Genomic DNA, 24,388 nt, shown 5'->3' on the forward strand with positions numbered 1-24,388 from the left:
ACCCCCGGACACTCGCCGCGCGCAGTTAGGCTGGTCCGGTGATCCAGGTGTGTTCCGTGTGCGGCACCCGCTGGAACGTGCGTGACAAGCAGCGTCAGTGGTGCCCGCGATGCCAGGGTTCGTTGCTTCCGCCGTCCGCCATGGCCCAACCCGCGCCGGGGCCGCAGCAGACGGGATGGCACCGGCCCGCAGAGGCGCCGAACCAGGCGCACCGGCTGCCGCCGGGCTACCGCTGGATCGCCGTGCGCCCCGGTGCAGCGCCGTCGGCGCCACGACAACGCAGACGGCTCGGACCTACGCCCCGCTACGACGTGATCCCCCGGTGGGGCCTGTTCGACCCGGTCGCGCAACTGCCCCCACCGGCGGAGCCGACGCGCACCGGACCGTCGGCGCGTGCGGTACGGCTGACCCTCTACACCGCGATCGGCATCATGATGGCCGCCGCGGTGCTGCACGCCGTCCGCTATCTCCTGCTCGTCATCAACCGGACCACGCTGCTGCCGCCGTTCGTGGCCTGGACCGCGGTGTGGCTGGGGGTGCTGCTCAGCGTCGCGGTGCTCTTCGCCGTGATCGGCACTGCGGTGGTGATGGCCGGATGGCTGATCCGCCGCCGCGCCGCGGTGTATGCCCACCGCGGCCACGACGATCCGCGGTCGCGGCGGGCCTTGTGGCTCGGCACCCTGATCCCGGTGGTCAATCTGGTCTGGGCACCGGTGTTCGTGATCGAGACCGCGACGGCCGAGGAGGCCTATCCCCGGCTGCGGAAGCCGATCCTGGTGTGGTGGGTGCTGTGGCTGTTGTGCACCGCCGTGTCGGTGTTCGCGATCGCCACCAGCTTCACCAGTGATGCGCAGGGGATCGCGGACAACACCGTGACCGCCACGGTGGCCTACCTGTTGAGCGCCGCCACCGTGGCCGCGCTGATGCGCGTGTACTTCGGATTCGAGCGCAAGCCGGTGGAGCGTCCCGCGCACCGCTGGGTGATCGTCGCCGCCGACACGCAGGGTCCTGACCAGGGCCGCGGCCGGGAAAAAGAGCCTGCGGTTGAGTCAACCGGCCAGGAGCCTGCAGCATAGCGGTATGAGGTCGGCCGATGAGGTGCACGACGGCGGGGACGTCGGTGGGCACCCGTTTGTGGTGGCCCACCGCGGTGCCTCCGCCGATCGGCCCGAACACACTCTCGCCGCCTATGAGCTCGCGCTGCAGGAAGGCGCCGACGGCGTGGAGTGCGATGTACGGCTCACCCAGGACGGCCATCTGGTCTGTGTGCACGACCGGCGGATCGACCGCACGTCGAACGGCACCGGCCTGGTCAGTGAGATGACACTGGCCCAGCTGCGAGAACTGGATTTCGGCTCCTGGCACAGCAACGGCGCCCACGCGAACACCGGGTTGCTGACCCTCGATGATCTGGTGTCGCTGGTGCTGGACTGGAACCGCCCGGTGAAGCTGTTCATCGAGACCAAGCACCCGGTGCGCTACGGCGCTCTGGTCGAGAGCAAGGTCCTGGCCCTGCTGCACCGCTACGGCATCGCCGCACCGGCCTCGGCCGACCGGTCCCGAGCAGTGGTGATGTCGTTCTCGGCCGCCGCGGTGTGGCGGATCCGCCGGGCGGCGCCGCTGCTACCGACGGTGCTGCTCGGGGAGACGTCGCGCTACCTCGGCGGCAGCGCGGCGACGACGGTGGGCGCCACGGCGGTAGGGCCGTCGATCACCACACTGCGTGAGCACCCGGAGCTGGTGGACCGGGCGGCCGCCCAGGGCCGCGCGCTGTACTGCTGGACCGTCGACCACTACGAGGACGTGGGGTTCTGCCGCGATGTCGGGGTGGCGTGGATCGCGACGAACCACCCCGGCCGCACCAAGACCTGGCTCCAGGACGGGCTGACCGGGGCGGGTCGGGACAACTGACCCGACAGCTCAGAGCGCTCCGCCCGCGGCGGCCGGCGCGGTGGCATCGGCGCCGTCTGCTGCGGGCATCTCCCGGGCCACGAAGTCCTCGAGGTGGAACAGGTTGTCGCCGGCCCGCTCGGCGATACGCAGCAGTGTGGTCATCGACGCCACTTCTTCCACCTGCTCCTTGAGGAACCACTGCATGAACTGTTCGCCCAGGTAGTCGCCCTCGTCGCGGGCGGCGGCCGCGAGGTTGGTGATCTGCTCGGTGACGGTGCGCTCCTGCGCCAGGGCCATCTCGATGGCGGCGCGCGGCGTGGCGAAATCGTTGCGCACCGCGTCGATGCCGGGGATCTCGGCGTGGATGTCGCGATCGACCAGGTAGCGCACCAGCATCATGGCGTGGTTGCGCTCCTCGACGGCCTGGCGGTAGAAGTGCTTGGCCAACTGCGGCAGGTCGGCGTCGTCGAAGTAGACCGCCACCGCAATGTATTGCTGCGAGGCGGTGAACTCGTTGCGGATCTGATCGGTGAGCAGCCCGAGGAATTTGGTGTGCTGCGCGTCAGGTGAAGTCATGACGTTGACGATAGTGCAGGTCAGAGCAATTTTCATCCAAGGTCAGCCTTACCGCGGGCAGCCTTTCCTAAGTTGCGCCGCCCTCGCCGTGTGATCTGGTTCACCACTGGGTGGCCTTTGCTCGGCGGCGCGTGTCAGGGCTGGGTGTCCAACGCGGACTGTGGTATCGCCCCATCCGAGGCCAGCGCCGCGAAGAGCTCCGGGGCGGCCGTCTGATCCCAGATCACCACGTCGCCGGAACCGTTGGACGTGTACTCGCCAATGGGAACGGTCAGCGTGGTGGTGTCGCCGCGCAGCGCCCAGCCCAGCCGCGCCAGGTTCCACAGGTGATCGTTGTCGTCGACCGTCAGTGCTCCGACGGCGGCGGCCGGTACGGAATACCAGCGCCACGGGTTCAGCCACACCGCCGGCGCGGCCGCCCGCGCCAGCAGTGCCGACATGAACTGGCGCTGGTTGGTCATCCGGTCCAGGTCGGCGCGGGCGGTGGCGCGACTGCGGACATAGCCCAGCGCCTGAGCGCCGTCGACCGCCTGGCAGCCGGCGGGCAGGTTGATACCCGCGAGGGGGTCGTCGACGGGCTCGGGCGGGCAGACCGTCACCTCGCCGAGCGCGTCCACGATGTCGGCGAAACCGTCGAAGCCCACCTCGGCGTAGTGATCGAGGTGCAGCCCGGTGGCCAGCTCCACGGTCTGCGCCAGCAGCTGCGGCCCGCCGACGGCGAACGCCGCGTTGATCTTGTCGCTGCCGTAGCCCGGGATCTCGACGTAGGAGTCGCGCGGCAGCGACACCATCGTGGTGGGCGCCGACGAACCCAGGCCCGGAATGTGCACCACCATGATGGTGTCTGTGCGGCCGTTGCCGACGTCGCCACCGGTGGCCAGGGTGGCCTGCTGCTCGGGGGACAGGTTGGCCCGGCTGTCCGAGCCCACCAGCAGCCAGTTGGTGCCGCGCCCGGCGTCGGGCCGGCCGGGGTAGTCCGCCAGCGCCGGGATGCGGTGCAGCGATGTCTCGACCCAGAAGCCCACCCCGGCGATCGCGAGGACGGCCACCAGCACCAGCGTCAGCAGCAGGCGCACGATCGGGATGCGCCGGCGTCGCTTGGCGGTGGGCGGGCGCTGCGGTGGCGGCGGCGCGACCGGGCGCTGCGGTGGCGGCCGGCGGGGCGGAGGCGGCGGTGGTGGCGGCCGGCGCTGCTGCGGGGGTGGCGGTGGTGGTGGCGGGCGATGGGCGGGCTCGCGCCGGATCACCTGCGAGGGCTCCCGGATCGGCGGCAGCTGCTGGGGGTGTGGCCGGCGCGGCGGAACCGGAGGAGGCGGTCGCCGCTCGTCGTTCACCTCAGAGAGCTTATGTCGCGCTCGGGCGCCAGCCAGCCCAGATGCTGGGCCAGCAGCGCGTAGCCGACGAACGCCACCACGTCGATCACCCCGTGCGCGATGATCAGCGGCCACAACCGGCCCCAACGCCGGTAGGCGTAGCCGAACACCAGACCCATCACGACGTTGCCGACACCGGCGCCGAAGCCCTGGTACAGGTGATAGGCCCCGCGCAGCAGGCTCGAGGCCACCACCGCCTTGACCGGGTTGACGCCCAGCTGGTCGAGGCGGTTGAGCAGGTAACCGACCACGATGACCTCTTCGGCCCACCCGTTGGCGAAGGCAGCTGCGATCAGCATCGGGACCCGCCACCAGGTGTCGGACAGTTGCGTCGGCACCACCTCGGCGCTCACGCCGAGGGCGCGCGCCGCCACGTACAGACCCAGGCCCGGGATGCCGATCAGCGCGGCCAGCCCCAGCCCGCCCAGGAGATCAGGACGCAGCCGGAAGCGGCCGATCCCGATGCGCGCCGGGGTGAACCCGCTGCGCCACAGCAGGTAGACCGCCAGCGCGCCCCAGGCCACGAGTTGTGCGACGGCAGCCAGGTTCAGCGCCATGTCGATCAGGTCGAAGTACGACCGGCGGGGGTTGAGGGCCACGGACTGATCGGCCAGTCCGCGCAGCACGAAGTCGGTCAGCCGCAGGGTCGCGGTGATGGCGCTGAGGCCGAAGGTGACCGCCAGGACGACGGCGATCTCGATCTTCATGGCCCGGCGTTCGGGCGCGGGCAGTGGGCCGGGTTCGCTCACCCCGACACGGTAGCCGCGGTCAACTCAGGATTGCCGGGCACGCAGACCGTTGACGAACGGGCAGCCCATCAGCACCCGGATGGCCTGGCTCAGCGCGGTCACGTCGTCGACGGGCTTGGCGAACGGCAGCCGGACGTCGTGGTCGCCGTCGTCGCCCTCGACGCGCAGCCGGACACCGTAGCGGTCCAGGCCCAGGGGACGGACGCGGCCGCGGCGCATCGGTCCGGGCAGCCGGCCCGCCAGCCGGGCCACCACGTCGCGGTGGTCGCTGTCGATGTGGCGCAGCCAGCAGGTCTCCATGCTGCAGAAGGGGTCCGGCTCGGCCGCCAGCAGGCTGCTCACCCCGACGGCCTCGGCGCCGGTGGAGTCGGCCACCACCACCGATTCGACCTCCAGCCGCAGCAGCGTGAAGTCGGTGCCGACCTGCAGCAGTACCGGAGCGGGGTGCTCGGCGGCGATCAGGTCCAGCGTCGCGCGGACGGTGCTCGGCGGCACGGGGACCAGCCGGCCCCGGATCCAGACCAGGGAGCGGACGGGTTCGCGCAGCGGCAGGGGTGCGTAGTCGGTGAGCTCCAGCACGGCCTGCACCCCGCCGGTACCCGCGCTGCAGACCCGGGCGGCGGCGACGCTGCCGGTGGGGACCAGGGTGGCGAACGACCCGTCGGCCATCAGATGGTGCACGGGCGTGGATTCCGGGTCGACGCCTTCGAGGGCCAGCAGCGCACTCCCGGCCCGCACGCACGCACTGCGGACGCGTTCGGCGGTGGTGGGTCCGGAACTGGTCACTGCGGTCATCGGGCGCCTTTCGGAGCGTGTCTTCAACTGAGGTAAGCCTAACTTAACTAGCATTTGGCGATCGTGGCAAGCCCCACCGGATAGGCTCGGGGAGTGGTCGGAGTCGCATACCTGGGTCCACGTGGGACGTTCTCGCAGGCGGCGCTGAACCAGATGGCCTCTGCCGGCCTGATTCCCGGTGCCGACCTGAACTCTGAGAACGGCGGCGTCGAACCCCGATCGGTGGACAGCACACCCGCCGCGCTCGATGCGGTACGCACCGGCGCAGCGGAGTACGCGTGCGTGCCGATCGAGAACTCCATCGAGGGGTCGGTGCTACCCACCCTGGATGCCCTGGCCATCGGCTCGCCGTTGCAGGTGTACGCCGAGACCACCTTGGACGTGTCCTTCAGCATCGTCGTCGCGCCCGGCATGGACGCCGCGGCGGTGCGTACCGTGGCCGCCTTCCCCGTGGCCGCCGCCCAGGTGCGCCGCTGGCTGGCCGAACACCTGCCGCAGGCCGCGGTGGTTCCGGCCATCTCCAATGCCGGTGCTGCCGAAGATGTTTCGCAGGGACGCGCCGATGCGGGGGTGAGCACGGCGCTGGCTGCCGACCTCTACGGGCTGAGCGCACTGGCACACGGGGTGGTCGACGAGGCCACTGCCCGCACCCGGTTCCTGCTCGTCGGCGCCCCCGGGCGGCCACCGGCGCGTACCGGAGCCGACCGCACCTCGGTGGTGCTGCGCCTGGAGAACGTGCCCGGGGCCCTGGTGAGCGCGCTGCTCGAGTTCGGCGTCCGCGACATCGACCTGACCCGCATCGAGTCGCGCCCCACCCGCGTCGAGCTGGGCACCTACGTCTTCTTCCTGGACTGTGTGGGACACATCGAGGATTCCGCCGTCGCAGCGGCACTCACAGCGCTGCACCGTCGTTGTGCGGATGTGCGATATCTCGGATCATGGCCGACCGGATCGGCCGCAGGAGCCCTGCCACCCCGACTGGACGAGGCCGCCGCCTGGCTGGCCCGGCTCAAGGAGGGCCGGGCATGAGCGGACGGCTGATCCTGCTGCGGCACGGCCAGACCTACGGCAACGTCGAGAAACGGCTGGACACCCGGCCGCCTGGCGCCGAGCTGACCCCGCTGGGCCGCGACCAGGCCCGCGCCTTCGCCCGCGCTCGCCAGGACCCGCCAGGCCTGCTGGTCCATTCGGTGGCCACCCGCGCCCGTCAGACCGCCGGGGAGGCCGGCGGGCTGTTGCAGGTGGCTCCCCGCGAGTGCGACGGTCTGCACGAGGTGCAGGTCGGGGAGTTGGAGAACCGCAACGACGACGAGGCCATCGAGCAGTTCGGCCAGGTCTATCAGCGTTGGCACGAGGGGGACCTGGACGCGGCGATGCCCGGCGGGGAGAGCGGCAGCGATGTCCTGGCCCGCTACGTCCCGGTGGTGACGGACCTGCGGATGCGCTACCTGGACAACCACGATTGGACCGACGACATCGTGGTGGTCAGCCACGGTGCCGCCATCCGGCTGGTGGGCGCGGTGCTGGCCGGCGTCGACGGCGGCTTCGCGCTGGACAACCATCTGGCCAACACCGAGTTCGTGGCGTTGGCGCCGATCACCGACGGCCGATGGAGCTGCCTGCAGTGGGGATCACTGACCCCGCCGTTCTATCCGGAACCGGACGCCGACGCGGTTCAGGAAGCCCGAACGGCCGCCGACCCGATGGGCTGAGCACATTCGCAGCCCACGGCGTCGCAGTCGACGACGAACGCATGCGCCATGATCTCCGGTGTGGTGCACTGGTCCTCGGTGCAATCCGAGCGGAGCAGTGCGTGCACGATCAACGTGCCGGTGCAGTCTGCTTCCATGCCTTCAGTTCCTACCACCACGGCCTGACAGAACAGTGGCGGCGCGCCCCTCAGGCCCAGCCGAGTTCATGCAGCCGTTCGTCGTCGATGCCGAAATGGTGTGCCACCTCGTGGATCACGGTGATCGCCACCTCGTCGACCACCTGCTGCTCGCTGTCACACATCTGCAGCAGGGCGCCCCGGTAGATGGTGATGGTGTCGGGCAGCGAGCCGGCGTAGAAGGAGTCGCGCTCGGTCAGGGCGACGCCCTCGTAGAGCCCCAGCAGGTCGGGCTCTTCGAGGTTGCGGTCCTCTACCAGCACCACCACGTTGTCGAACGCCGCGGCGAGCTCCGCCGGAATGAGGTCGAGGGCATCGGAGACCAACTCGTCGAACCTCTTGCGGCTCATCCGGACTGCCATCGGCGTCAGGCCGGGGGCGGCAGGACCGGTGCGGGCGGGGCCGGAACGGGTTCCACCGGAGCGGGGGCCGGCGGCGGAGCCAGGGGATCAGGCGCAGGCGCGGGCGCGGGCGGCGGCACCGGTGCGGCCGGCGGCGGCACGACTTCGGGTGCGGGGGCGGGCGCGTCCGGGGGCGGCGGGTTGAAGACGTTGCCCGACGGCGGCGGGGCCGGGGCGGTTGTCTCGGTGACCTGACCCGGCATGTGCTGACTCGGGTCGCGCTCGGTGGTGGTGGCGGTGGTGCCGCTGCTGCTCGAATCCGAGCCCCCGTAGGAGCTCGAGTCGTCGGGGTAGTACTGCTGCGTCGGCTCGGTGAACTCGATGGGCGGCAGGTTCAGCCGTTCGGCCGGGATGTCCGGCGGCGGTACCGGCGGCTGGCCGTTGATCAGCAGCGGGCCCTTGGCGCTGTTGAGCAGCGTCGCCCAGCCGCCGTTGCCCAGGGTGGCGCCGACACTGCACGACACCTGGTGGCTGCCCGCGGTCCAGCTGGGCATCGAGATGGTGCTGTAGATCAGCGTCAGCGTGGTGGTGCGCAACTGGATCGGCGCCAGATAGGCGTCGGTCATCGTGGTGCAGGATTCCTTGATGAAGGCGTCCTGGTCGGCCTCGGGCGGCAGTCCCGGTCCGGGGAACCGCTGCGCCAGGTCCAGCGACCCGGTGATCTCCATGGCGTGCGGCGCCGCGCAGTCCACCGGGATGTCGGTGGGCTGGTTGGTGGCCGGGTCGATCCCCAGACAGGTTCCCGCCGGCCACACCTTCGACTGGTCCACCTCAGCGACCCGGCCCTGGAAGGCGAGCTGCTGGTTGTCCGGGCCCGGCAGTTGCAGACCGCACAACATCCGGCGTTCGCCGGACTGCCGCCAGGCCTTGTCACCCGACCACAGCATGCCGATGGTGAACCGGCTATTCGGGTCGTACCGCGGGCCCAGATAACGGCGCACCGCCACCTGGCACTGCTCCTGGCTGATCTGCTGGATGCGCGTCGGTGAGGGCGGCGCGGCGTCGGGGCCGTACTCGGAGCCCGGGAAGGTGCTCATGTCCACCGACTCGGCGACCTCGAAGCGGTGCTCCTGGGCGCAGTCCACCACCTCGGCGTCATCGGGGGTGGTGTTGGGCCAGTTCAGGCAGTCTCCGGGGTTGGCCTCGTTGAACGTCTTGGTGCCCTTGGAACCGGCGATGGGAATGATGTCGGAGTCCAGGTAGCCCACCAGGCCGTTGCCGGACCCGCTGAGCGGCAGCGCGGTGATGACGCCGGCGATCAGCAGTGCGCCGAGCGCGGTCAGCAGTAGCGCCCGCCGCGTGGCTCGGGCCTGCAGAGTGCGCAGCCAATCGAACCGCTTGCGTTGGGGCTGGTCAGGGGCCGCTTCCGGCGCGTCGGATACTTCGGACATCCGCTCCATTGTGACAGGCGTGTCAGGTGCTGTGACAAGTGATGCGAATGTAACGTTATGTGGTTGTGTCGGGGCGTGCCGATGCCAACCGCCCCGCCCTGACCGGGTCTCCCCGACAAAAGTAGGGTTGGCGGGCGTGATCGACTTGAAGGTGCTGCGCGACGACCCCGATCTCGTCCGCCGTTCTCAGACCAGCCGTGGTGAGGATCCCGCCCTGGTCGATGCGCTCCTGGCCGCAGATGCCGCACGGCGCTCGGCGATCTCCACCGCCGACGATCTGCGTGCCGAGCAGAAGGCCGTCAGCAAGCGGGTCGGGGCGGCCTCGCCCGAGGAGCGTCCTGCCGTGCTGGCACAAGCCAAGGAGCTGGCCGCCCAGGTCAAGGCCGCCGAGGCCGAGCAGGCCGAGGCCGAGCGGGCCTTCGTGACCGCGCACATGGCGATCTCCAACGTGGTGATCGACGGGGTGCCGGCCGGCGGCGAGGACGACTTCGTGGTGCTCGACACCGTGGGGACACCGCCCGACATCGAGAACCCGAAGGACCATCTGGAACTCGGCGAGACGCTGGGCCTGCTCGACATGGAGCGCGGCGCCAAGGTCTCGGGTTCGCGGTTCTACTTCCTGACCGGACGCGGCGCCCTGCTGCAACTGGGCCTGCTGCAGCTGGCCGTGCGGGTGGCCACCGAGGCCGGCTTCACGCTGATGATCCCGCCGGTGCTGGTGCGTCCGGAGATCATGCGGGGCACCGGGTTCCTGGGCGCCCACGCCGACGAGATCTATCACTTGGAGGAGGACGACCTCTATCTGGTGGGCACCTCGGAGGTACCGCTGGCGGGTTACCACTCCGACGAGATCCTGGACCTGTCGCGCGGGCCGATGCGCTACGCCGGATGGTCGTCGTGCTTCCGCCGCGAAGCGGGCAGTTACGGCAAGGACACCCGCGGCATCATCCGGGTGCACCAGTTCGACAAGGTGGAGGCTTTCGTCTACTGCAAGCCGGAGGACGCCGAGGCCGAGCACCAGCGCCTGCTCGGGTGGCAGCGCGAGATGCTGGCCAAGATCGAGGTGCCCTACCGCGTGATCGACGTCGCCGCGGGTGATCTGGGTTCCTCGGCCGCCCGCAAGTTCGACTGCGAGGCGTGGGTGCCCACCCAGCAGACCTACCGCGAGCTGACCTCGACGTCGAACTGCTCGACGTTCCAGGCCCGCCGGCTGTCCACCCGCTACCGCGACGACAACGGCAAGCCCCAGATCGCGGCCACCCTCAACGGCACCCTGGGCACCACCCGGTGGCTGGTGGCCATCCTGGAGAACCATCAGCAACCCGACGGCAGTGTGCGTGTGCCGGCGGCCCTGGTCCCCTACGTCGGCACGGAGGTTCTGACAGCATGATCGATCTGGCTCTGGACGACCTGCGCTCCTGGTTCGGTTTCGGCGTGGCGGGCAACTTCGCCGGTCACCTCGAACAGGCCGGGGAGGCAGCCGATTTCGTGACCGTCGCATCAGTTGGGGACGCGCCCAAGGGGATCTTCCCGTGGTACGCACCAGGCGTCGACGGGTTCTTGTCGCAGTTCCCGCTGTCCCATGACGCCATCGTGCTGCCCGCCAGCGACGAGCCACTGAACCTCCAGATCGAACCCGAGGTGGGACTGGCGTGCCGGGTGGTCTGGGAGGGTGACACCGTGGTGACGCTGCAGCCGTTCGCCTTGGGTGCCTTCAACGACTGTTCGATCCGCCGGCCCGGGGCACCCAAGATCAGCCACAAGAAGAACTGGGGCCCGGCGTCGAAAGGCGTTGCCGCACAGTTCTTCGACATCTCCGACCTGACCCCGGACGGACCCACCGCCACCCTGCGGCTGGTGTGCCACCTGCGCGACTCCTCGGGCGAGGAGCACGCCTACGGCGTGGACAGCCCGCTGCTCGGTTACTCCTACTACGGCGAAGTGCTCCTGGACTGGATCGTTGAGCGACTGGCGAACCAGAAGGGCTCACCGGAGACGCCGTTGGAAGATGTCGGCGCGCTGATGGTGGCGGCGGGGCGGCCCGAGAACGTGCTGATCGGCATCGGCGCCACCCGCTACACCGAACTCGGCGAGTCGACGTTCCTGCAACCCGGCGACCAGGCCATCGTCCGGGTCTACGACACGGCCTCCGAGGCGTTCTCCGAACTGCGGCAGACGGTGTCGGCGGCCGGTTCGTAGGAAATACATCGGCGAGCGGGAGGTAGCGATGGCAGGGCGGACAACGGTGTCGCAGCTGTGGCGCTTCCCGGTGAAATCCATGGGCGGTGACCAGGTCACCCGGTTGCGGGTGGACCGACGCGGCGCCCACGCCGACCGGCTCTGGGCGGTGCGTGATCTCGAGAACGACATCACCGCCTCGGCGCGGCGGATCCCGGCGCTGCTGGGTGCGGTGGCGCGCTACACCGCCGAGCCGGGGCCGGATGCGGGGCCCGGTAATGCCCCTGAGGTGGTCATCACCCTGCCCGGCGGCGAGGACGTCTCCAGCAGTGACCCCACTGTGCACGAACGGCTTTCGGAGTTCGTCGACCGTGACGTGCGGCTGATGCCGCTGCCGCCGCTGTCGGATACCACCGCCCACCGGCTCTCGGTGCGGCAGAGCAAGGCGAACTTCGCCGCTGCCGAGGTGCGCCGCGACTTCGGCCTCGACGACTCCGAGGCGCTGCCCGACACGTCGGTGTTCACCACCAAGCAGATCCTGACCCTGGCCCGGTTCTCCACGCCGCCGGGCACTTTCGTCGATCTCAGTGCGATGCACCTGATGAGCACCACCAGCTTGGCATCGCTGTCGCCCGACGGTGCCGGCTACGACGTCCGCCGGTTTCGGCCCACCGTGCTGGTGGCCGTTGCGGAGCCGGATGACGACTACCCGGAGACGGCCTGGGTGGGTGCCACGGTGCAGATCGGCACCGCCACCGTGTCCGTCACCGTCCCCACCATCCGCTGTGTGGTGCCCACCCGCCCGCAACCGGGTCTGGAGACCGACCGGGCACTGACCCGGCAGCTGGCCGAGCGCACCAACCGCTTCCTCGGGGTGTACGCCGACGTGACCGCAGCGGGGCTGCTGCAGGTCGGCGACGAGCTGCGGGTGCGCCGGCCGCAGCCTCCGGGGGCGCTGCGGGCCGCGGCGTCGGCGGCCGGCAAGGCTGCGGTCCGTCGCGCCCAGTGGGTGCTGGAGAAGACGGTCCTACGGCAGAGCTGACCATGGCCAAGTCGTTCACGCTGGTGCAGCTGCGCTACTTCACCGTGGTCGCCCGGCTGGAGAACATGCGGGCCGCGGCCTACGAACTCAATGTCACTCAGTCCACCCTCTCCGCGGCCATCGGCCAACTGGAGCGCGAGGTGGGGGTGCAGCTGTTCCACCGCCGGTCCAACCGCGGACTGCGGCTCACCCCGGCTGGGCGGCGACTGCTGGTGGGGGCCCGATCGGTGCTCGAGGACGCCGATCTGCTGTACCACTCGGTGCGGGCCGAGCGCGAGGAGTTGGCCGGTGACCTGGTGGCCGGCATCTTCTCGCCGCTGGCACCGTTTCTGGCGCCCCGCATTTTGACCGAATTCGAGCGGCGCCATCCGCAGGTGAAGCTGAGCTTTCTGGAGGTCGATCAGGAGCGCCTGATCCGCGCGCTCGCCGAGGGCACCTGCGAGACGGCGTTGATGTACGACCTGGGGCTGGGCACCGAGTACGCCTACGAGGTGCTGCAGCGGGTGCCGCCACACCTGCTGGTCGCCGAGGACCACCCCCGCGCCGCCACTCCCGATCAGCCGGTGCACCTGCGGGATTTCGAGGCCGAGCCGTTCATCCTGCTGGACCTCAAACACAGCCGCGAGTACTACCTCGACATCTTCAAACGGCTGCAGATCCGGCCGCGGATCCGGCATCTGGTGTCGGGATACGAGACGGTGCGCTCCTACGTCAGCATGGGCCACGGCTACTCGCTGCTGAACTGGCGGCTGTCGCGCGATGTCACCTATGCCGGCGGTCGGGTGGTGTCGCTCGAGCTGGCTGACGACCTGCCGCCCACCGAGTTGGTGCTGGTGCGGCTGCGCGGCGGGCGGGCCACCCGCAAATCCCTCGCCTTCCAGGAGATCTGCATCGAGCTGCTGGCGGATTACTAACAGGTGATCGATTCTGTCGATCAGTGTGACCACTCTTTTTCGTTGGACTCGTTCGACGGCTGCCCGTGACACTGAGGTCGTGCAAACACACGACGACGACGCCGTTGCGGCCGCGTCCACCGCCACCGCGCCGAATACGAGTTCCGGCATGCAGAAGCGAGTGCTGGCCGGCGGCAGCATCGGCCAGTTCATCGAGTTCTACGACTTCACCCTCTACGGGTTGTCCGCGGTCACGTTGTCGCACTTGTTCTTTCCCAGCGAGAACGCCCTGGCGGGGCTGCTGGCCACGTTCGCCACCTTCGGCGTCGCGTTCCTGGCGCGCCCGTTCGGCGGGCTGTTCTTCGGCGCTCTGGGCGATCGGATCGGCCGGCGCAAGGTCTTGTTCGTCACCCTGCTCTCGATCGGCCTGGCCACCACGCTGATCGGGCTGCTGCCCACCTACGCGACCATCGGGGTGTTCGCACCCATCCTGCTGGTGCTCTGCCGGCTCATCCAGGGCTTCTCTGCCGGCGGTGAATCGGTGGGGGCGCCGGCCTTCGTGTTCGAACACGCTCCTCTGGAGCGGCGCGGATTCTGGATCAACGTCACGCTGGCCGCCACCGCACTGCCGTCGGTGGTCGGCGGCACGCTGATCCTGGTGCTCTCCACCACGATGACGCCCGAGGCATTCGACTCCTACGGCTGGCGCATCCCGTTCCTGCTCGCCCTGCCGCTGGCGTTCTTCGGGCTCTGGATCCGCTCCAAGACCGAGGAATCCGAGGCCTTCAAGCAGGTGCTGCGCAAGCACGAACACAAGGAGTACAGCCCCATCCGCGCGGCGTTCCAGGAGAACCGGATGCGGATGGTGCAGGTCATCTGCGTGATGGGTCTGACCGCCATGGGGTTCTACTTCCTGACCGGCTACTTCGTCTCCTACGTCCAGGTCACCGGCGACCTCAGCCGTGAGGCCTCCCTGGGCGCCAATGCCGTGGCCATGGCGATGTACGCGCTGCTGTTGCCCGTCGGCGGCATCATCGGTGACCGGGTGGGCCGCAAACCCATGCTGATCGCCGGCGCCGCGGCCCTGGCCGTGTTGTCCATACCGTGTTTCATGCTGGTCACCAGTGGCTCGCTGGTACTGGCGCTGGCCGGGCAGCTGCTGTTCGTCCTCCCGCTGTGCATCTACGGCGGCGGCTGCTACACCTTCTTCGTCGAGATCTTCACCACCGAGACTCGCTTCACCTCCGCAGCCGTCAGCTACAACGTGGCCTACGCCGCCTTCGGCGGCACCGCCCCGTTCATCGGGACCTGGCTGGTGTCGAGCACCGAAACCGACTCCGCACCCGGGTTCTACATGGCCGGCGCCGCCGTCCTGGTGGGGCTGTTCCTGGTGCTGACCAAGGTGCCCGAGACCCGCCACCGGGTCGGCTGAACCACCCGACACACAAGGAGTCCCCTCATGGGTGCACACGAATTCCTCACCGACTTCCACCACGTGGCCACCTTCGGCGCCACCGACAACAACGGTGTCGACCGCCAGGCCGCGACGCCGGAGGACAAACTCACTCGCGACTGGTTCGCTGCCTTTGTCGCCCAGCGTGATTGGCAGCTGCGGGTGGACGGCATCGGCAACATGTTCGCGCTGGTCGAGCTCACCCCGGGCGCGCCGTACGTGCTCATCGGCTCACACCTGGATTCCCAGCCGCTCGGTGGCCGCTTCGACGGCGCCTACGGGGTGATCGCCGCGCTGCACGCCGCCGAGCGCATCGCGACGCGGGTGGCGGACGAGAACGGCTCACCTGCCTTCAATCTGGCGGTGGTGAACTGGTTCAACGAGGAAGGCGGCCGGTTCCCCCCGTCCATCATGGGCTCCTCGGTGTTCGCCGGGCTGATGGACGAAGCCGAGATGCTGGCGGTGCGCGACCTGGCCGGGGTGTCGGTGGCCGAGGCCCTCGACGCCATCGGCTACCGCGGCACCGACCCGCGCCCGGACGTGGCAGGCTACGCCGAGATCCACATCGAGCAGGGCCGCATCCTCGAGCGCGAGGGCATCGACCTGGGTGCAGTCGACTTCTCCTGGTACACCCAGAAACTCGACATCGAGGTGCTGGGGGAGCAGTCGCACACCGGGGCCACCGCCATGGCCGACCGCCACGACGCGCTGGTGGCCGCCAGCAAGGTGGTGCTGTTGGTGCACGAGGTCACAAAAGCCTTCGAAGCCGAGGCGCTGGTGTCATCGGTGGGCCGCTTCACCGTAGAGCCCAATTCGCCGATCGTGGTGGCCCGGCGCGTGCACCTGGTGGCCGATCTGCGTTCGGCGTCGCCGGCGATCGTCGCCGAAGCCCGAGCCAGCCTGCTGGCGGATATCTCCGACGTGGCACGCTCGCACGACATCACGATCAATGTCCGGGACTTCGACGTCCGCGACATCCAGCGGTTCCCCCAGGCCGGGGTGGAACTGACCGAGAAGGTCGCCGCGGATCTGGGTCTCAGTGTGCGGCCCATCCGCACCATGGCCGGCCACGATTCGGTGCCGATGAACCGCATCGTGCCCACGGTGATGATGTTCATCCCGTCGGTGGACGGGGTGAGTCACTGCGAACGGGAGTTCAGCACCGACGAGCAGATGACCGCCGGTGTCGACGCCCTCACCCAGGTGGCCTGGGAAATGGTCAACGGGGCGCTGGTGCGTCGATGAGCGACATCGCCTTCCTGAGCGCCACCGAGCTCCTGGGCGCATTCCGTCGTCTCGAACTGGCTCCCGCGGAGGTGCTCGAGGCGCAGATCGCCGAGATGCAGACCCGCGGCGCGGACGTCAACGCCTGCACCGAACTGTTGCTGGAGGAGGCCAGGGCGGCGGCCGAGCGGGCCGGTGACACCTACGCCCGGTGTGCGCAGTCCGGGCAGCAACCGCCGGCGCTGCTGGGTCTGACGGTCGCCACCAAAGAAAAGCACGGCATCGCGGGCCGCTCTCTGGAGTCGGGCCTGCTGGCGCACCGCGGCCGCATTGCCGACGCCGATCACCCTGTGGTGCAGCGCATCCGCGGTGCCGGGGGCATCATCCACGCGCGCACCACCAGCCCGGAGTTCAGCTGTGCCACCGTGACGCATTCGCCGATGTGGGGCGTCACCCGCAACCCGTGGAACCTGGAGACCTCGCCGGGCGGTTCGTCGGGTGGCTCCGGAGCGGCGCTGGCTGCCGGGTTCACCACGCTGGCTACTGCCTCGGACATCGCCGGCTCCACCCGCATCCCCGCCGGATTCACCGGCACTGTCGGCTACAAGGCGCCGTTCGGCCGGATCCCCGGGCTGCCCCCGCTGGCTGCGGACTGGTACCGCGGCGACGGACCCATGGGCCGCAGCGTGGCCGACGTCGCGCTGCTGACCTCCGTGCTCTCCGGCCGCCATCCGAGCGACCACGACTCCTGGGGACCCACCGGCGAGCTGCCTGCCCTCGGGGGTGGTGTCGAGGGGCTGCGGATCGGGGTCTCGGTGCGGCTCGGGGACTTCCCCGTCGCGACCGAGATCGCCGCCAACACCCGCACGGTGGCCGACAAGCTCGCCGCCGCGGGGGCGCAGGTGGTCGAGGTGGACCTGCCCTGGACCACCGCGCAGATGCGCCGGACCATCTTCGCCCACTTCGGCCACATTCTCGGTCCGGCGGTGGCGCGGGAGAGCGCGGGCGCGCGGACGTCGAAATACTTGCAGCAGTTCATCGCCGACGCCGCCGCGGGCGCGGCCGACACCTCCCTGGTGGATTCGCTGGCGATGGACGCGCGCATGCGCGGCGAGCTGGCCGCCGCGATGGCCGATGTCGACGTGCTGCTGTGTCCCACCTCGGCGGTGACGTCCCTGCGGGCCGACGGCGACTACCTCGACGGCATCGACGTCGACGGCCGTCACCTGCAGCACTACTGGGAAGCGCACATGACGGCGCCGTTCAATGTGGCCAACGGGTGCCCGGTGCTGGCGGTGCCCAGCGGCATGTCCGGGTGCGGGGTACCTACCGGCGTGCAGGTGGTGGGACACCCGTACGACGAGGCCATGGCGTTCCGGGTGGCACACACCGTGGAACAGCTGGTGGGCTTCGACGGGCGTCCGCCCGCTGGTTCATGAGCGCTGCAGCAGCCCATCGAGCACCGCCACGAATTCCTCGGGGCGCGCCGGGGTGAACGCCGGGCGCAGCTTGAGCCCGGGGACGTCGAGGGTCACCAGCGTGGATCTCAGCGGCCGTTGGATGTCCAGCGGCAGCCACCGCCGCAGATCCGAGCTGCCCCAGATCCGGAACCGCTGCATGAACATGCCGAGCTGGTCCACGTCGTAGCCCCGGATGTCGCGCAGCGGAATCACTTTCGACGTACCCGACGGAAAGTGATAGCGCCGCAACGTGATCGCCGAGCGGTCGAGCGCGACCAAGCCGTCGTCGTAGGACTGCCCGGGTGGGGCGCTCACAACTTACGGCTCCGCAGTTCGTGGCCCTTGGTGGTCAGGCAGCGGCCGTTGGTCAGATTCCACTGCCAGCCGTGCAGATTGCAGGTAAGGGTGTTGCCCTCCACCACACCGAATTTCGATAGATCGGCCTTCAGGTGCGGGCAGCGCCGCTGGATCTCCCAGCCGTCGGTGGTGATGGAAGAGGAGTCGTCGTGGGCCTCGGCGAACCAGCCGTCGGCATAGGCGATGCGCTCGTCGGTCAGGCACTTGAAGAACGTGTAGAGGTACTCGTTGTACCCGCCGACGCGCCACGCCCGGAACCGGGTGGACAAGAAGATGGTGTTCACCCAGTCCGGCTCACCGTCACGCAGCACCGTGCGCACCAGCTCCGGGGCGATCTCGAAGCCGTAGCGGAACTTCTCGTCGGCGATGGGTTCGCGCACAACACGTTTGGGGAAATCGACCACCACGGTCTCAGCGCCTAGACGCAGCTCCACCGGATAGCCGATGCCGTCACAGATCTGATCGGACTGGATCATGATGGGCTCGAACAACTGACGCAGCGGCTCGAGCAGCGGCGGGCCTTCGGCGGGCGCCCACCCGGCCTTCAGCTCGGCCAGCACCGGGGCCATGCGCTCGGCGTAGTCGGCGATGTAGTCCGCCTTGCCGGTGGTGAAGATGGCCTCCACCTCGTCGACGGGCAGCGGATGCACCAGTGAGTTCAGCGTCGAGCCGGTGAAATCCGCCCGGGTGCCGGGCATCATCAGCAGCCCGCGGTCGTGGCCGTGGGTGCGCATCTGGTCCAGGAACACCATCTGGTCCGGGAAGATGTTCGCCGGATCGCCCTGGTCGTCGTTGAGGAAACGCAGCGCGTCGTCGAGGAAACACGGCGGTCCGGCCGAGGGGATCACCCACGTGGCTCCCACCTGCGCGATGTACTGCCGGCAGCGGTCCATCTGACGCTGACGCTTCTGGGTGCCGAAGGCGGCCTTGGCGCGCTCGGGCATGTCGTAGACCATCGGGTACCAGATGGCCCCGGAGAACTGCAGCATGTGGACGTCGACGTGCCCGAATTCGGCCGCCAGCACGTCCAGATCCACCGGGCGGGCGTCATTCATGTTGAACGCCACCGTCTCGCCGTCGGAGACCACCAGCCCGGAGTCGCCGATGGGCCCGTCGGCCGGCGCGCGCAGCGCGATGATCATGACGTCCAGGTCGCCCTTGGGGCCACTGACCCGGTGTTTGGTGGAGTCGACGGTCTCGACGAACCGGTGGAATCCGAGCGTCTCGAGTTCGCGGCGCAGATCCGGCACCGGGTAGTCCGGCAGCAGCACCACGGCGTCCTTGTTGACGTGGCGGCGCAGATTCTCCGGGTCGAAGTGATCCTTGTGCAGGTGCGACACGTAGAGGTAGTCGCAATCGCCGAGCCGGTCCCAATCCAGCGTGCTGTTGTCCGGGAACGGGAACCAGGACCCGAAGTAGGCCGGATTCACCCACGGGTCACACAGGATGTCGCCCGCGGACGTTTCGATCAGGAAGCCGGCATGGCCGACGCTGGTGACCTGCACAAACACCTCTCGTGACACTCGGGCCTCGCTCGAGCAGCAGTGAGGCGCCGCTTCGAGCTTAGCGGCCGCGGTGGCCCACGGCCGTCTGCCACCGCGGCCGGGCGATAGGCTTCACAGTTGTGGAACCGGCATACGCCACCGTGATCGCGCTGTCGCGGCTGGCCTGGAAGATCCAAGGGCTGACCTTCACCGTGACCGGGGTGGAGAACCTGCCGCGCACCGGCGGTGCCGTGGTGGCCATCAACCACACCAGCTACTTCGACTTCACGTTCGCCGGGCTGCCGGCATTTCGCCAGGGCCTGCACCGCAAGGTCCGGTTCATGGCGAAGAAGGAAGTGTTCGACCACAAGATCACCGGCCCGATGATGCGGAGCTTCCGGCACATCCCCGTCGACCGCGAGGCCGGCGCCGAATCGTTTGCCGAGGCGGTCCGCCGGCTCCAGGCGGGCGAACTGGTGGGCGTCTACCCCGAGGCCACCATCAGCCGCAGCTTCGAGATCAAGGACTTCAAGTCCGGCGCCGCGCGCATGGCGATCGCCGCCGATGTGCCGATCGTCCCGCACATCGTCTGGGGTGCCCAGCGCATCTGGACCAAGGACCACCCCAAGAAGCTGCTGCGGCCCAAGGTGCCGATCAGCGTCGCCGTCGGGGAACCCATCGCGCCGACGCTGCCCGCGCCCGAGCTGACCGAACTGCTGCGCCACCGGATGCAGCATCTGCTCGAGCGGGTGCAGGAGCACTACGGTCCACACCCGCCCGGGGAGTTCTGGGTGCCGCACCGCCTCGGCGGGGGAGCGCCGTCGCTGGCCGAGGCCGCCCTCCTCGACGCCGAGGAAGCCGCCCGGCGGGCGCAGGCCAGGACCGAACGGCCGGGCCCGGGGTAGCCGCGGATGGAGCCGGTGTACCGATTCCTCGAAGTGACCGCCGAGTCCCTGGTTGCAGCCACGGGCACGCAGATCACCTTCGGCGGGCTCGAGAACATCCCGGCCTCCGGTCCGGCGGTGGTGGCGATCAACCACACCAGCTACGTCGACTGGCTGCCGGCGGCGCTGGCCGTCAAACGACGTGGCAGGCGGATGCGGTTCATGATCAAGGCCGAGATGCAGCAGGTGAAAGTGGTGAACTTCCTGATCAAGCGGACCAGGACGATTCCGGTGGACCGTTCTCACGGCTCGCAGGCGTATGCGGTTGCCGTGCAACGGCTCCGGGAAGGTGAGCTGGTGGGGGTGTATCCGGAGGCGACCATCAGCCGCAGCTTCGAGCTCAAGGACTTCAAGTCCGGTGCGGCGCGCATGGCGCTGGAGGCCCAGGTGCCCGTGGTGCCTCTGATCGTCTGGGGTACGCAGCAGATCTGGACCAAGGGACATCCGAAACAACTGGGCCGCAGGAAGTTTCCCGTCACTGTGCAAGCGGGGCCCGCGCTGGCGCCGGTCGGCAGTGCGGCCGAGCTCGAGGACACGATGCGAGCGGCCATGTCTGCGGTTCTCACCGAGGCGCAGCGCCACCACCCCCGCCCGCCCGGCGCTCACTGGCTGCCCGCCAGACTGGGCGGCACTGCCCCGACTCCTGAGGAGGCGACCTTGCTCGACCAGGCTGAGCGTGCCCGCAGGCAGGCGGACGGAGGTTGACCGACACCACCCCACCGGCCCTGATCGCCACGGACGTCGACGGCACCCTGCTCGACGACCACGAGCGGGTGAGCCCGCGTACCCGCGCCGCGGTGCGGGCGGCCGTCGACGCCGGCACGACCTTCATCCTGGCCACCGGACGGCCGCCGCGGTGGATCCCGCCGGTGGTCGACGGGCTCGGCTTCGCACCGCTGGCGGTGTGCGCCAACGGTGCAGTGGTCTACGACCCGGCCACCGATCGGATCCTGTCGGCCCGCACCCTGTCCGCGGATGCGCTGGCCGCACTGGCCGACATCGCCCTACGGGTGATCCCCGGGGCCGGTCTGGCCGTCGAACGGGTGGGCCGCAGCGCCCATGACGCCGCCACCCCGCAGTTCGTCAGCTCGCCGGGATACGAACACGCCTGGCTGAACCCGGACAACACCGAGGTGTCCATCGAGGACCTGCTGTCTGCGCCGGCGGTCAAGCTGCTGATCCGCAAGGCCGGTGCCACCAGCGCCGAGATGGCGGTGGAGCTGGAGAAGCACATCGGCACCGAGGGCGACATCACCTACAGCACCAACAACGGCCTCATCGAGGTGGTGCCGCTGGGCATCAGCAAGGCCACCGGTGTCGAGGAGGTGGCGGCCCCGCTGGGCATCGGCGCCGAGGGCATCATCGCGTTCGGCGACATGCCCAACGACATCCCGATGTTGCGGTGGTCCGGGCACGGGGTGGCGATGGGCAATGCGCATCCGGAGGCGGTGGCCGCCGCCGATGAGGTGACCGCGCGCAACTCCGAGGACGGCCTGGCCCTGGTGCTCGAACGCTTCTGGAGCTGAGGGTCAGTCCAGCGAGATCGGGGTGAACCGCTCCAGCTGGATCGGCGGGCCGTCGGGACCCAGCGGCGGGAGTTCCTGTGCCACGCCGTCAACCACCCGGGTTACCAGACCGGTCTCCCGGTCGAAGTTCAGCGTGCCGTGCTGGAAGTTCTGCTTGATCCACTGCGGCTCCTGGATCTCGCCGCTGGTGGGCAACCCGAGCAGGCCGCGCTCGTAGCCCAGCGCCGCCCAGGCGTCGTAGATCGCACCGCCGATGGGCTGAGCTCCGCTCTCAGGTGACCAGTAGATGGCGCCGCGGGTGAAGGCGACGTACCGGGTATTGCCGGTCGCGGTGGCCTCGGGGCCGCGGGGTGCGCCCAGCGGGCTGGTCTCGCCGCCCATCCGCTTCCATTTGGTGTGGATGGCGCCGCCGCGCAGTCGGTCCTCCAGGGTGATCGGCCCGACGGGCTCGTTGAACCGGGAGGCGATGTCGCGGATCAGGTCCATGGCCGCGTACGCCGCATCGCCGGGGCATTCGGTGTTGCCGACGTCGCGGTGGGTGAAGATGGTGGGCAGCGTGGGCGTGGTTCCGCGGGGGAAGTGGGTGTACTGGCCGCCGGCCGAGGTCAGCTTCACGAAGCCCTTGGGGTCCACGTGGTCCAGGCCCAGCCGCCACCCCAGCAGCCGGCCGGTGGTGCGCAGCTGGATGTCGGTGGGCGGGGTCACCTGGAAGTCGCCGATCATGGCCACCCCCCAGGTGTCGGTGTTGAAGCCGCCGGTGTGACCGCCCTCGACGGGCCGGTCCAAGCCGCCCGCCCGGCCCTCGAACACCTGCCCGTACTTGTCCACCAGGGCGTTGTAGGCGATGTCGCACCAGCCCAGGGTGCGGGTGTGATAGGCGTACGCGGCCCGCACGATGGCGGCCGAATCCTGCGGCGCATAGTCGTTGGAACCCGCGGTGTGGTGCACCACGGCCGCGCGGACACCCTTGTCGTAGCGCGGACCGCCGCACTTCATCGACTCGTCGGCGCCCCACTGGGCCCGGCTGATGACGCTGGGCGGCTGGCCGGGTGCCAGCACCCCGGTGGGCGGGGTGAACTGCAGGTCGACGGGCGCCTGCGGCGGTGTGATGAGGATGGCCGACATGTTCTGGGCCAGGCTGCGCTCGGTGCTCGCGGGGCGGTAACCCAGCTCACCGCTGGTGTCGGCGGGTGGGGCGGTGGTGACGGGCGCCCCCGGTGGGCGGGTCACCGAGACCTGCACGGTGTTGGTGAGTCCGACGAAGACGGGGTCGGTGCCGCCCGGGCCGACGTCACCGGGTTCGGTCTGCAGTTCTTCGGCGTCGTACCACGGCCCCCAGCGGCCGTCTCCGTGCTTGGCGCGGACTTTCACCTCGGTGCCGGTCAGGTCGTCGCCGGTCAGCGCCACCATCGAGAACGGGGTGGCCTGGCTGAGCTCGCGGACGGTCTCCCCGCCGCCGAGCCCGGCCAGCGGCTGTTCGACCAGTTTGGTGTCGGCGGCCTGCGGTACGTCGGCGCCCGGGGGGACGCCATCGATGGCCCACGGGACCAGTACCACCGACGCCGCAATGGCGGTCAGGAGCAGAAGTGGTGCAGGACGACGACGCGGCACGGCCCAGATGTTACGTATGTGCCACGTGTTACTGATGTTTCGACACGGCACTATTGGGAATTCTGTGACTTGCTTTCCCGGGGACATGCAACGGCACCGCAGGGTTGTCGTGGGCTCGTTCGAGGGGACGGGGTGAGCCCACCCCTGCGGTGCCGTTTGGTTTCAGGCTTCTCCAGTTATGCCGGCGGCGCGGGCAGCGGTGCGGCGGCCGCGGCCGGCTGGGCCGACTTGATGGCGCCCATGATGCCCGGCATCACCACGCCCTTGAGCAGGTCGATGGCCTGGCCGGCGCCCAGTGAGTTGGCCGCGGCGCTCAGATCGCTGATCAGGCCGCCACCGCCCACCCGGGCGGCGGGCACGCCGAGGCCCAGCGACGGATCACCGAGGATCGGGTAGGTGCCCGCCATCGGGTCCAGGCCGATCGGAGCGCTGATCGGCACCTCGCCGGGCACGCCGAGGCCCAGGCCGGGTGACGACGCCGGCAGTGCGCCCGGCACCGTGAGACTGGGATCGGGCAGCCCGAGGCCCGGGCTGGTCAGCGCCGGGTTGGTCAGTCCCGCATCGGTCAGCGACGCGCCCGGCACCGACACCCCGGGCACGGTGGCCCCCGGTGCGGTCAGCCCCGGTGTGCTCAGGCCCGGCACGTCCAATCCCGGCGTGCTCAGCGCGGGCGTGGTGAGGCCGGGTGTGCTCAGCGCCGGCGTGGTCAGGCCGGGGGTGCTCAGCGCCGGCGTGGTGAGACCGGGCGTGGTCAACCCGGGGGTGGCCAGGCCCGGTGTGGTGAGACCGGGGGAGGCCAGCGCAGGGCTGCCCAGGCCGGCTCCGGTGGGGCTCAGGCTGGTCGGCAGCGTGACCCCGAACTGCGACAGACCCTGCGACAGTGCAGAGATCAGCTCGTTCGGCAGGTCGGTGATCAGGGCGGCCTGGGTGAACTCACGCGTCTGGGGCCCCTCGGGGGTCGACGGCGTGGTAACGGCAACAACGGCAAATGGACTCGCGACTGCCAGGGCGGCGACTGCGCTCATGGCTGTCGAGAGCTTGCGTCGACGTCGGTTCGGCACGGAAGTCTCCTCAATATCTGGACTACGAGTGCTTTCGGATAAGCAACGCTTCCGATGGTAGGGGTGTGACTGGTGTGACCAGAGTGATG

At 69.6% G+C, this 24,388-nt stretch carries 25 protein-coding genes; 14 read left to right on the forward strand and 11 right to left on the reverse strand.

The window, feature by feature from the left end; all coding sequences use genetic code 11:
• Positions 1–38 precede the first annotated feature (38 nt).
• Positions 39–1,076: a DUF4328 domain-containing protein gene (locus G6N58_RS08955; RefSeq protein ID WP_163908031.1), complete on the forward strand. Its 1,038-nt coding sequence runs from the start codon at positions 39–41 to the stop codon at positions 1,074–1,076.
• Positions 1,066–1,911, forward strand: coding sequence for a glycerophosphodiester phosphodiesterase (locus G6N58_RS08960; protein WP_407664176.1), 846 nt, complete (start codon positions 1,066–1,068; stop codon positions 1,909–1,911). Before G6N58_RS08955 ends, G6N58_RS08960 begins: the two co-directional genes overlap by 11 nt.
• 9 nt (positions 1,912–1,920) lie before the next feature.
• Here the strand turns inward: G6N58_RS08960 and G6N58_RS08965 are convergent, their stop codons facing one another.
• The 4 genes from G6N58_RS08965 to G6N58_RS08975 form a co-directional block, all read right to left on the reverse strand.
• Positions 1,921–2,469, reverse strand: coding sequence for a ferritin (locus tag G6N58_RS08965; RefSeq protein WP_115278962.1), 549 nt, complete (start codon positions 2,467–2,469; stop codon positions 1,921–1,923).
• Between the two features lie 134 nt (positions 2,470–2,603).
• Complete coding sequence (locus G6N58_RS08970) at positions 2,604–3,803, reverse strand: LCP family protein (protein WP_197746413.1); 1,200 nt, start codon at positions 3,801–3,803, stop codon at positions 2,604–2,606.
• Positions 3,800–4,549, reverse strand: a complete 750-nt coding sequence (locus G6N58_RS30620; protein WP_068919420.1) for a CPBP family intramembrane glutamic endopeptidase — start codon at positions 4,547–4,549, stop codon at positions 3,800–3,802. Before G6N58_RS30620 ends, G6N58_RS08970 begins: the two co-directional genes overlap by 4 nt.
• Before the next feature lie 66 nt (positions 4,550–4,615).
• Positions 4,616–5,386 carry a DUF2470 domain-containing protein gene (locus tag G6N58_RS08975; RefSeq protein WP_115278960.1) on the reverse strand — a complete coding sequence of 257 codons (771 nt, stop codon included), beginning with the start codon at positions 5,384–5,386 and terminating at the stop codon, positions 4,616–4,618.
• Between the two features lie 93 nt (positions 5,387–5,479).
• Between G6N58_RS08975 and pheA the strand changes: the two genes are divergently transcribed.
• Entirely contained in the window at positions 5,480–6,415 is a 936-nt protein-coding gene (pheA, locus tag G6N58_RS08980; RefSeq protein WP_083230468.1) for a prephenate dehydratase, read from the forward strand.
• The gene (locus G6N58_RS08985) at positions 6,412–7,098 is read left to right on the forward strand and encodes a histidine phosphatase family protein (RefSeq protein WP_068914420.1); all 687 of its coding nucleotides are present in this window, start codon (positions 6,412–6,414) and stop codon (positions 7,096–7,098) included. The genes pheA and G6N58_RS08985 overlap by 4 nt, the downstream gene beginning before the upstream one ends.
• Here the strand turns inward: G6N58_RS08985 and G6N58_RS30465 are convergent.
• From G6N58_RS30465 to G6N58_RS08995, 3 genes are read right to left on the reverse strand one after another with little or no spacing between them, the layout of a single operon-like run.
• Positions 7,062–7,235 carry a hypothetical protein gene (locus G6N58_RS30465; protein ID WP_170314334.1) on the reverse strand — a complete coding sequence of 58 codons (174 nt, stop codon included), beginning with the start codon at positions 7,233–7,235 and terminating at the stop codon, positions 7,062–7,064. The genes G6N58_RS08985 and G6N58_RS30465 overlap by 37 nt on opposite strands.
• Positions 7,236–7,285: 50 nt before the next feature.
• Entirely contained in the window at positions 7,286–7,636 is a 351-nt protein-coding gene (locus G6N58_RS08990; RefSeq protein WP_068914421.1) for a metallopeptidase family protein, read from the reverse strand.
• Between the two features lie 5 nt (positions 7,637–7,641).
• Complete coding sequence (locus tag G6N58_RS08995) at positions 7,642–9,075, reverse strand: septum formation family protein (protein WP_115278959.1); 1,434 nt, start codon at positions 9,073–9,075, stop codon at positions 7,642–7,644.
• Positions 9,076–9,202: 127 nt separating this feature from the next.
• Between G6N58_RS08995 and serS the strand changes: the two genes are divergently transcribed.
• The 7 genes from serS (at position 9,203) to G6N58_RS09030 (ending at position 17,295) form a co-directional block, all read left to right on the forward strand.
• Positions 9,203–10,456 carry a serine--tRNA ligase gene (gene serS, locus G6N58_RS09000; RefSeq protein ID WP_115278958.1) on the forward strand — a complete coding sequence of 418 codons (1,254 nt, stop codon included), beginning with the start codon at positions 9,203–9,205 and terminating at the stop codon, positions 10,454–10,456.
• Positions 10,453–11,265 (forward strand): DUF5718 family protein, encoded by an 813-nt coding sequence (locus G6N58_RS09005; RefSeq protein ID WP_068914423.1) that lies wholly within the window; start codon positions 10,453–10,455, stop codon positions 11,263–11,265. Before serS ends, G6N58_RS09005 begins: the two co-directional genes overlap by 4 nt.
• Before the next feature lie 28 nt (positions 11,266–11,293).
• A complete protein-coding gene (locus G6N58_RS09010; protein WP_115278957.1) occupies positions 11,294–12,286 on the forward strand; it encodes an MOSC domain-containing protein in 993 nt (330 codons plus the stop codon).
• Between the two features lie 2 nt (positions 12,287–12,288).
• A complete protein-coding gene (locus tag G6N58_RS09015; protein WP_068914425.1) occupies positions 12,289–13,200 on the forward strand; it encodes a LysR family transcriptional regulator in 912 nt (303 codons plus the stop codon).
• A 79-nt stretch (positions 13,201–13,279) separates the two neighbouring features.
• Positions 13,280–14,611 carry an MFS transporter gene (locus G6N58_RS09020; protein ID WP_232067793.1) on the forward strand — a complete coding sequence of 444 codons (1,332 nt, stop codon included), beginning with the start codon at positions 13,280–13,282 and terminating at the stop codon, positions 14,609–14,611.
• A 27-nt stretch (positions 14,612–14,638) separates the two neighbouring features.
• A complete protein-coding gene (locus G6N58_RS09025; protein WP_115278956.1) occupies positions 14,639–15,877 on the forward strand; it encodes a M20 family metallo-hydrolase in 1,239 nt (412 codons plus the stop codon).
• Positions 15,874–17,295: an amidase gene (locus G6N58_RS09030; protein ID WP_115278955.1), complete on the forward strand. Its 1,422-nt coding sequence runs from the start codon at positions 15,874–15,876 to the stop codon at positions 17,293–17,295. The genes G6N58_RS09025 and G6N58_RS09030 overlap by 4 nt, the downstream gene beginning before the upstream one ends.
• Here G6N58_RS09030 and G6N58_RS09035 read toward each other — a convergent pair.
• Together G6N58_RS09035 and G6N58_RS09040 are read right to left on the reverse strand one after the other, a co-directional pair.
• Entirely contained in the window at positions 17,290–17,631 is a 342-nt protein-coding gene (locus tag G6N58_RS09035; protein WP_115278954.1) for a hypothetical protein, read from the reverse strand. The genes G6N58_RS09030 and G6N58_RS09035 overlap by 6 nt on opposite strands.
• Entirely contained in the window at positions 17,628–19,178 is a 1,551-nt protein-coding gene (locus tag G6N58_RS09040) for a Rieske 2Fe-2S domain-containing protein (RefSeq protein ID WP_115281624.1), read from the reverse strand. Before G6N58_RS09040 ends, G6N58_RS09035 begins: the two co-directional genes overlap by 4 nt.
• 119 nt (positions 19,179–19,297) lie before the next feature.
• Between G6N58_RS09040 and G6N58_RS09045 the strand changes: the two genes are divergently transcribed.
• The 3 genes from G6N58_RS09045 to G6N58_RS09055 are packed head-to-tail and all read left to right on the forward strand — an operon-like array spanning position 19,298 to position 21,627.
• Positions 19,298–20,062: a lysophospholipid acyltransferase family protein gene (locus tag G6N58_RS09045; protein WP_068914430.1), complete on the forward strand. Its 765-nt coding sequence runs from the start codon at positions 19,298–19,300 to the stop codon at positions 20,060–20,062.
• 6 nt (positions 20,063–20,068) lie between these two features.
• Entirely contained in the window at positions 20,069–20,806 is a 738-nt protein-coding gene (locus G6N58_RS09050; protein WP_115278953.1) for a lysophospholipid acyltransferase family protein, read from the forward strand.
• Positions 20,803–21,627, forward strand: coding sequence for an HAD family hydrolase (locus G6N58_RS09055; protein ID WP_115278952.1), 825 nt, complete (start codon positions 20,803–20,805; stop codon positions 21,625–21,627). Before G6N58_RS09050 ends, G6N58_RS09055 begins: the two co-directional genes overlap by 4 nt.
• 3 nt (positions 21,628–21,630) lie before the next feature.
• Here the strand turns inward: G6N58_RS09055 and G6N58_RS09060 are convergent, their stop codons facing one another.
• Both G6N58_RS09060 and G6N58_RS09065 read right to left on the reverse strand, forming a co-directional pair.
• Positions 21,631–23,238, reverse strand: coding sequence for an N-acetylmuramoyl-L-alanine amidase (locus tag G6N58_RS09060; protein ID WP_068914433.1), 1,608 nt, complete (start codon positions 23,236–23,238; stop codon positions 21,631–21,633).
• 176 nt (positions 23,239–23,414) lie between these two features.
• Positions 23,415–24,299, reverse strand: a complete 885-nt coding sequence (locus G6N58_RS09065) for a hypothetical protein (protein WP_115278951.1) — start codon at positions 24,297–24,299, stop codon at positions 23,415–23,417.
• Positions 24,300–24,388 lie beyond the last annotated feature (89 nt).

It is taken from the genome of Mycolicibacterium tokaiense (assembly GCF_010725885.1).
GTDB classification, from domain to species: domain Bacteria; phylum Actinomycetota; class Actinomycetes; order Mycobacteriales; family Mycobacteriaceae; genus Mycobacterium; species Mycobacterium tokaiense.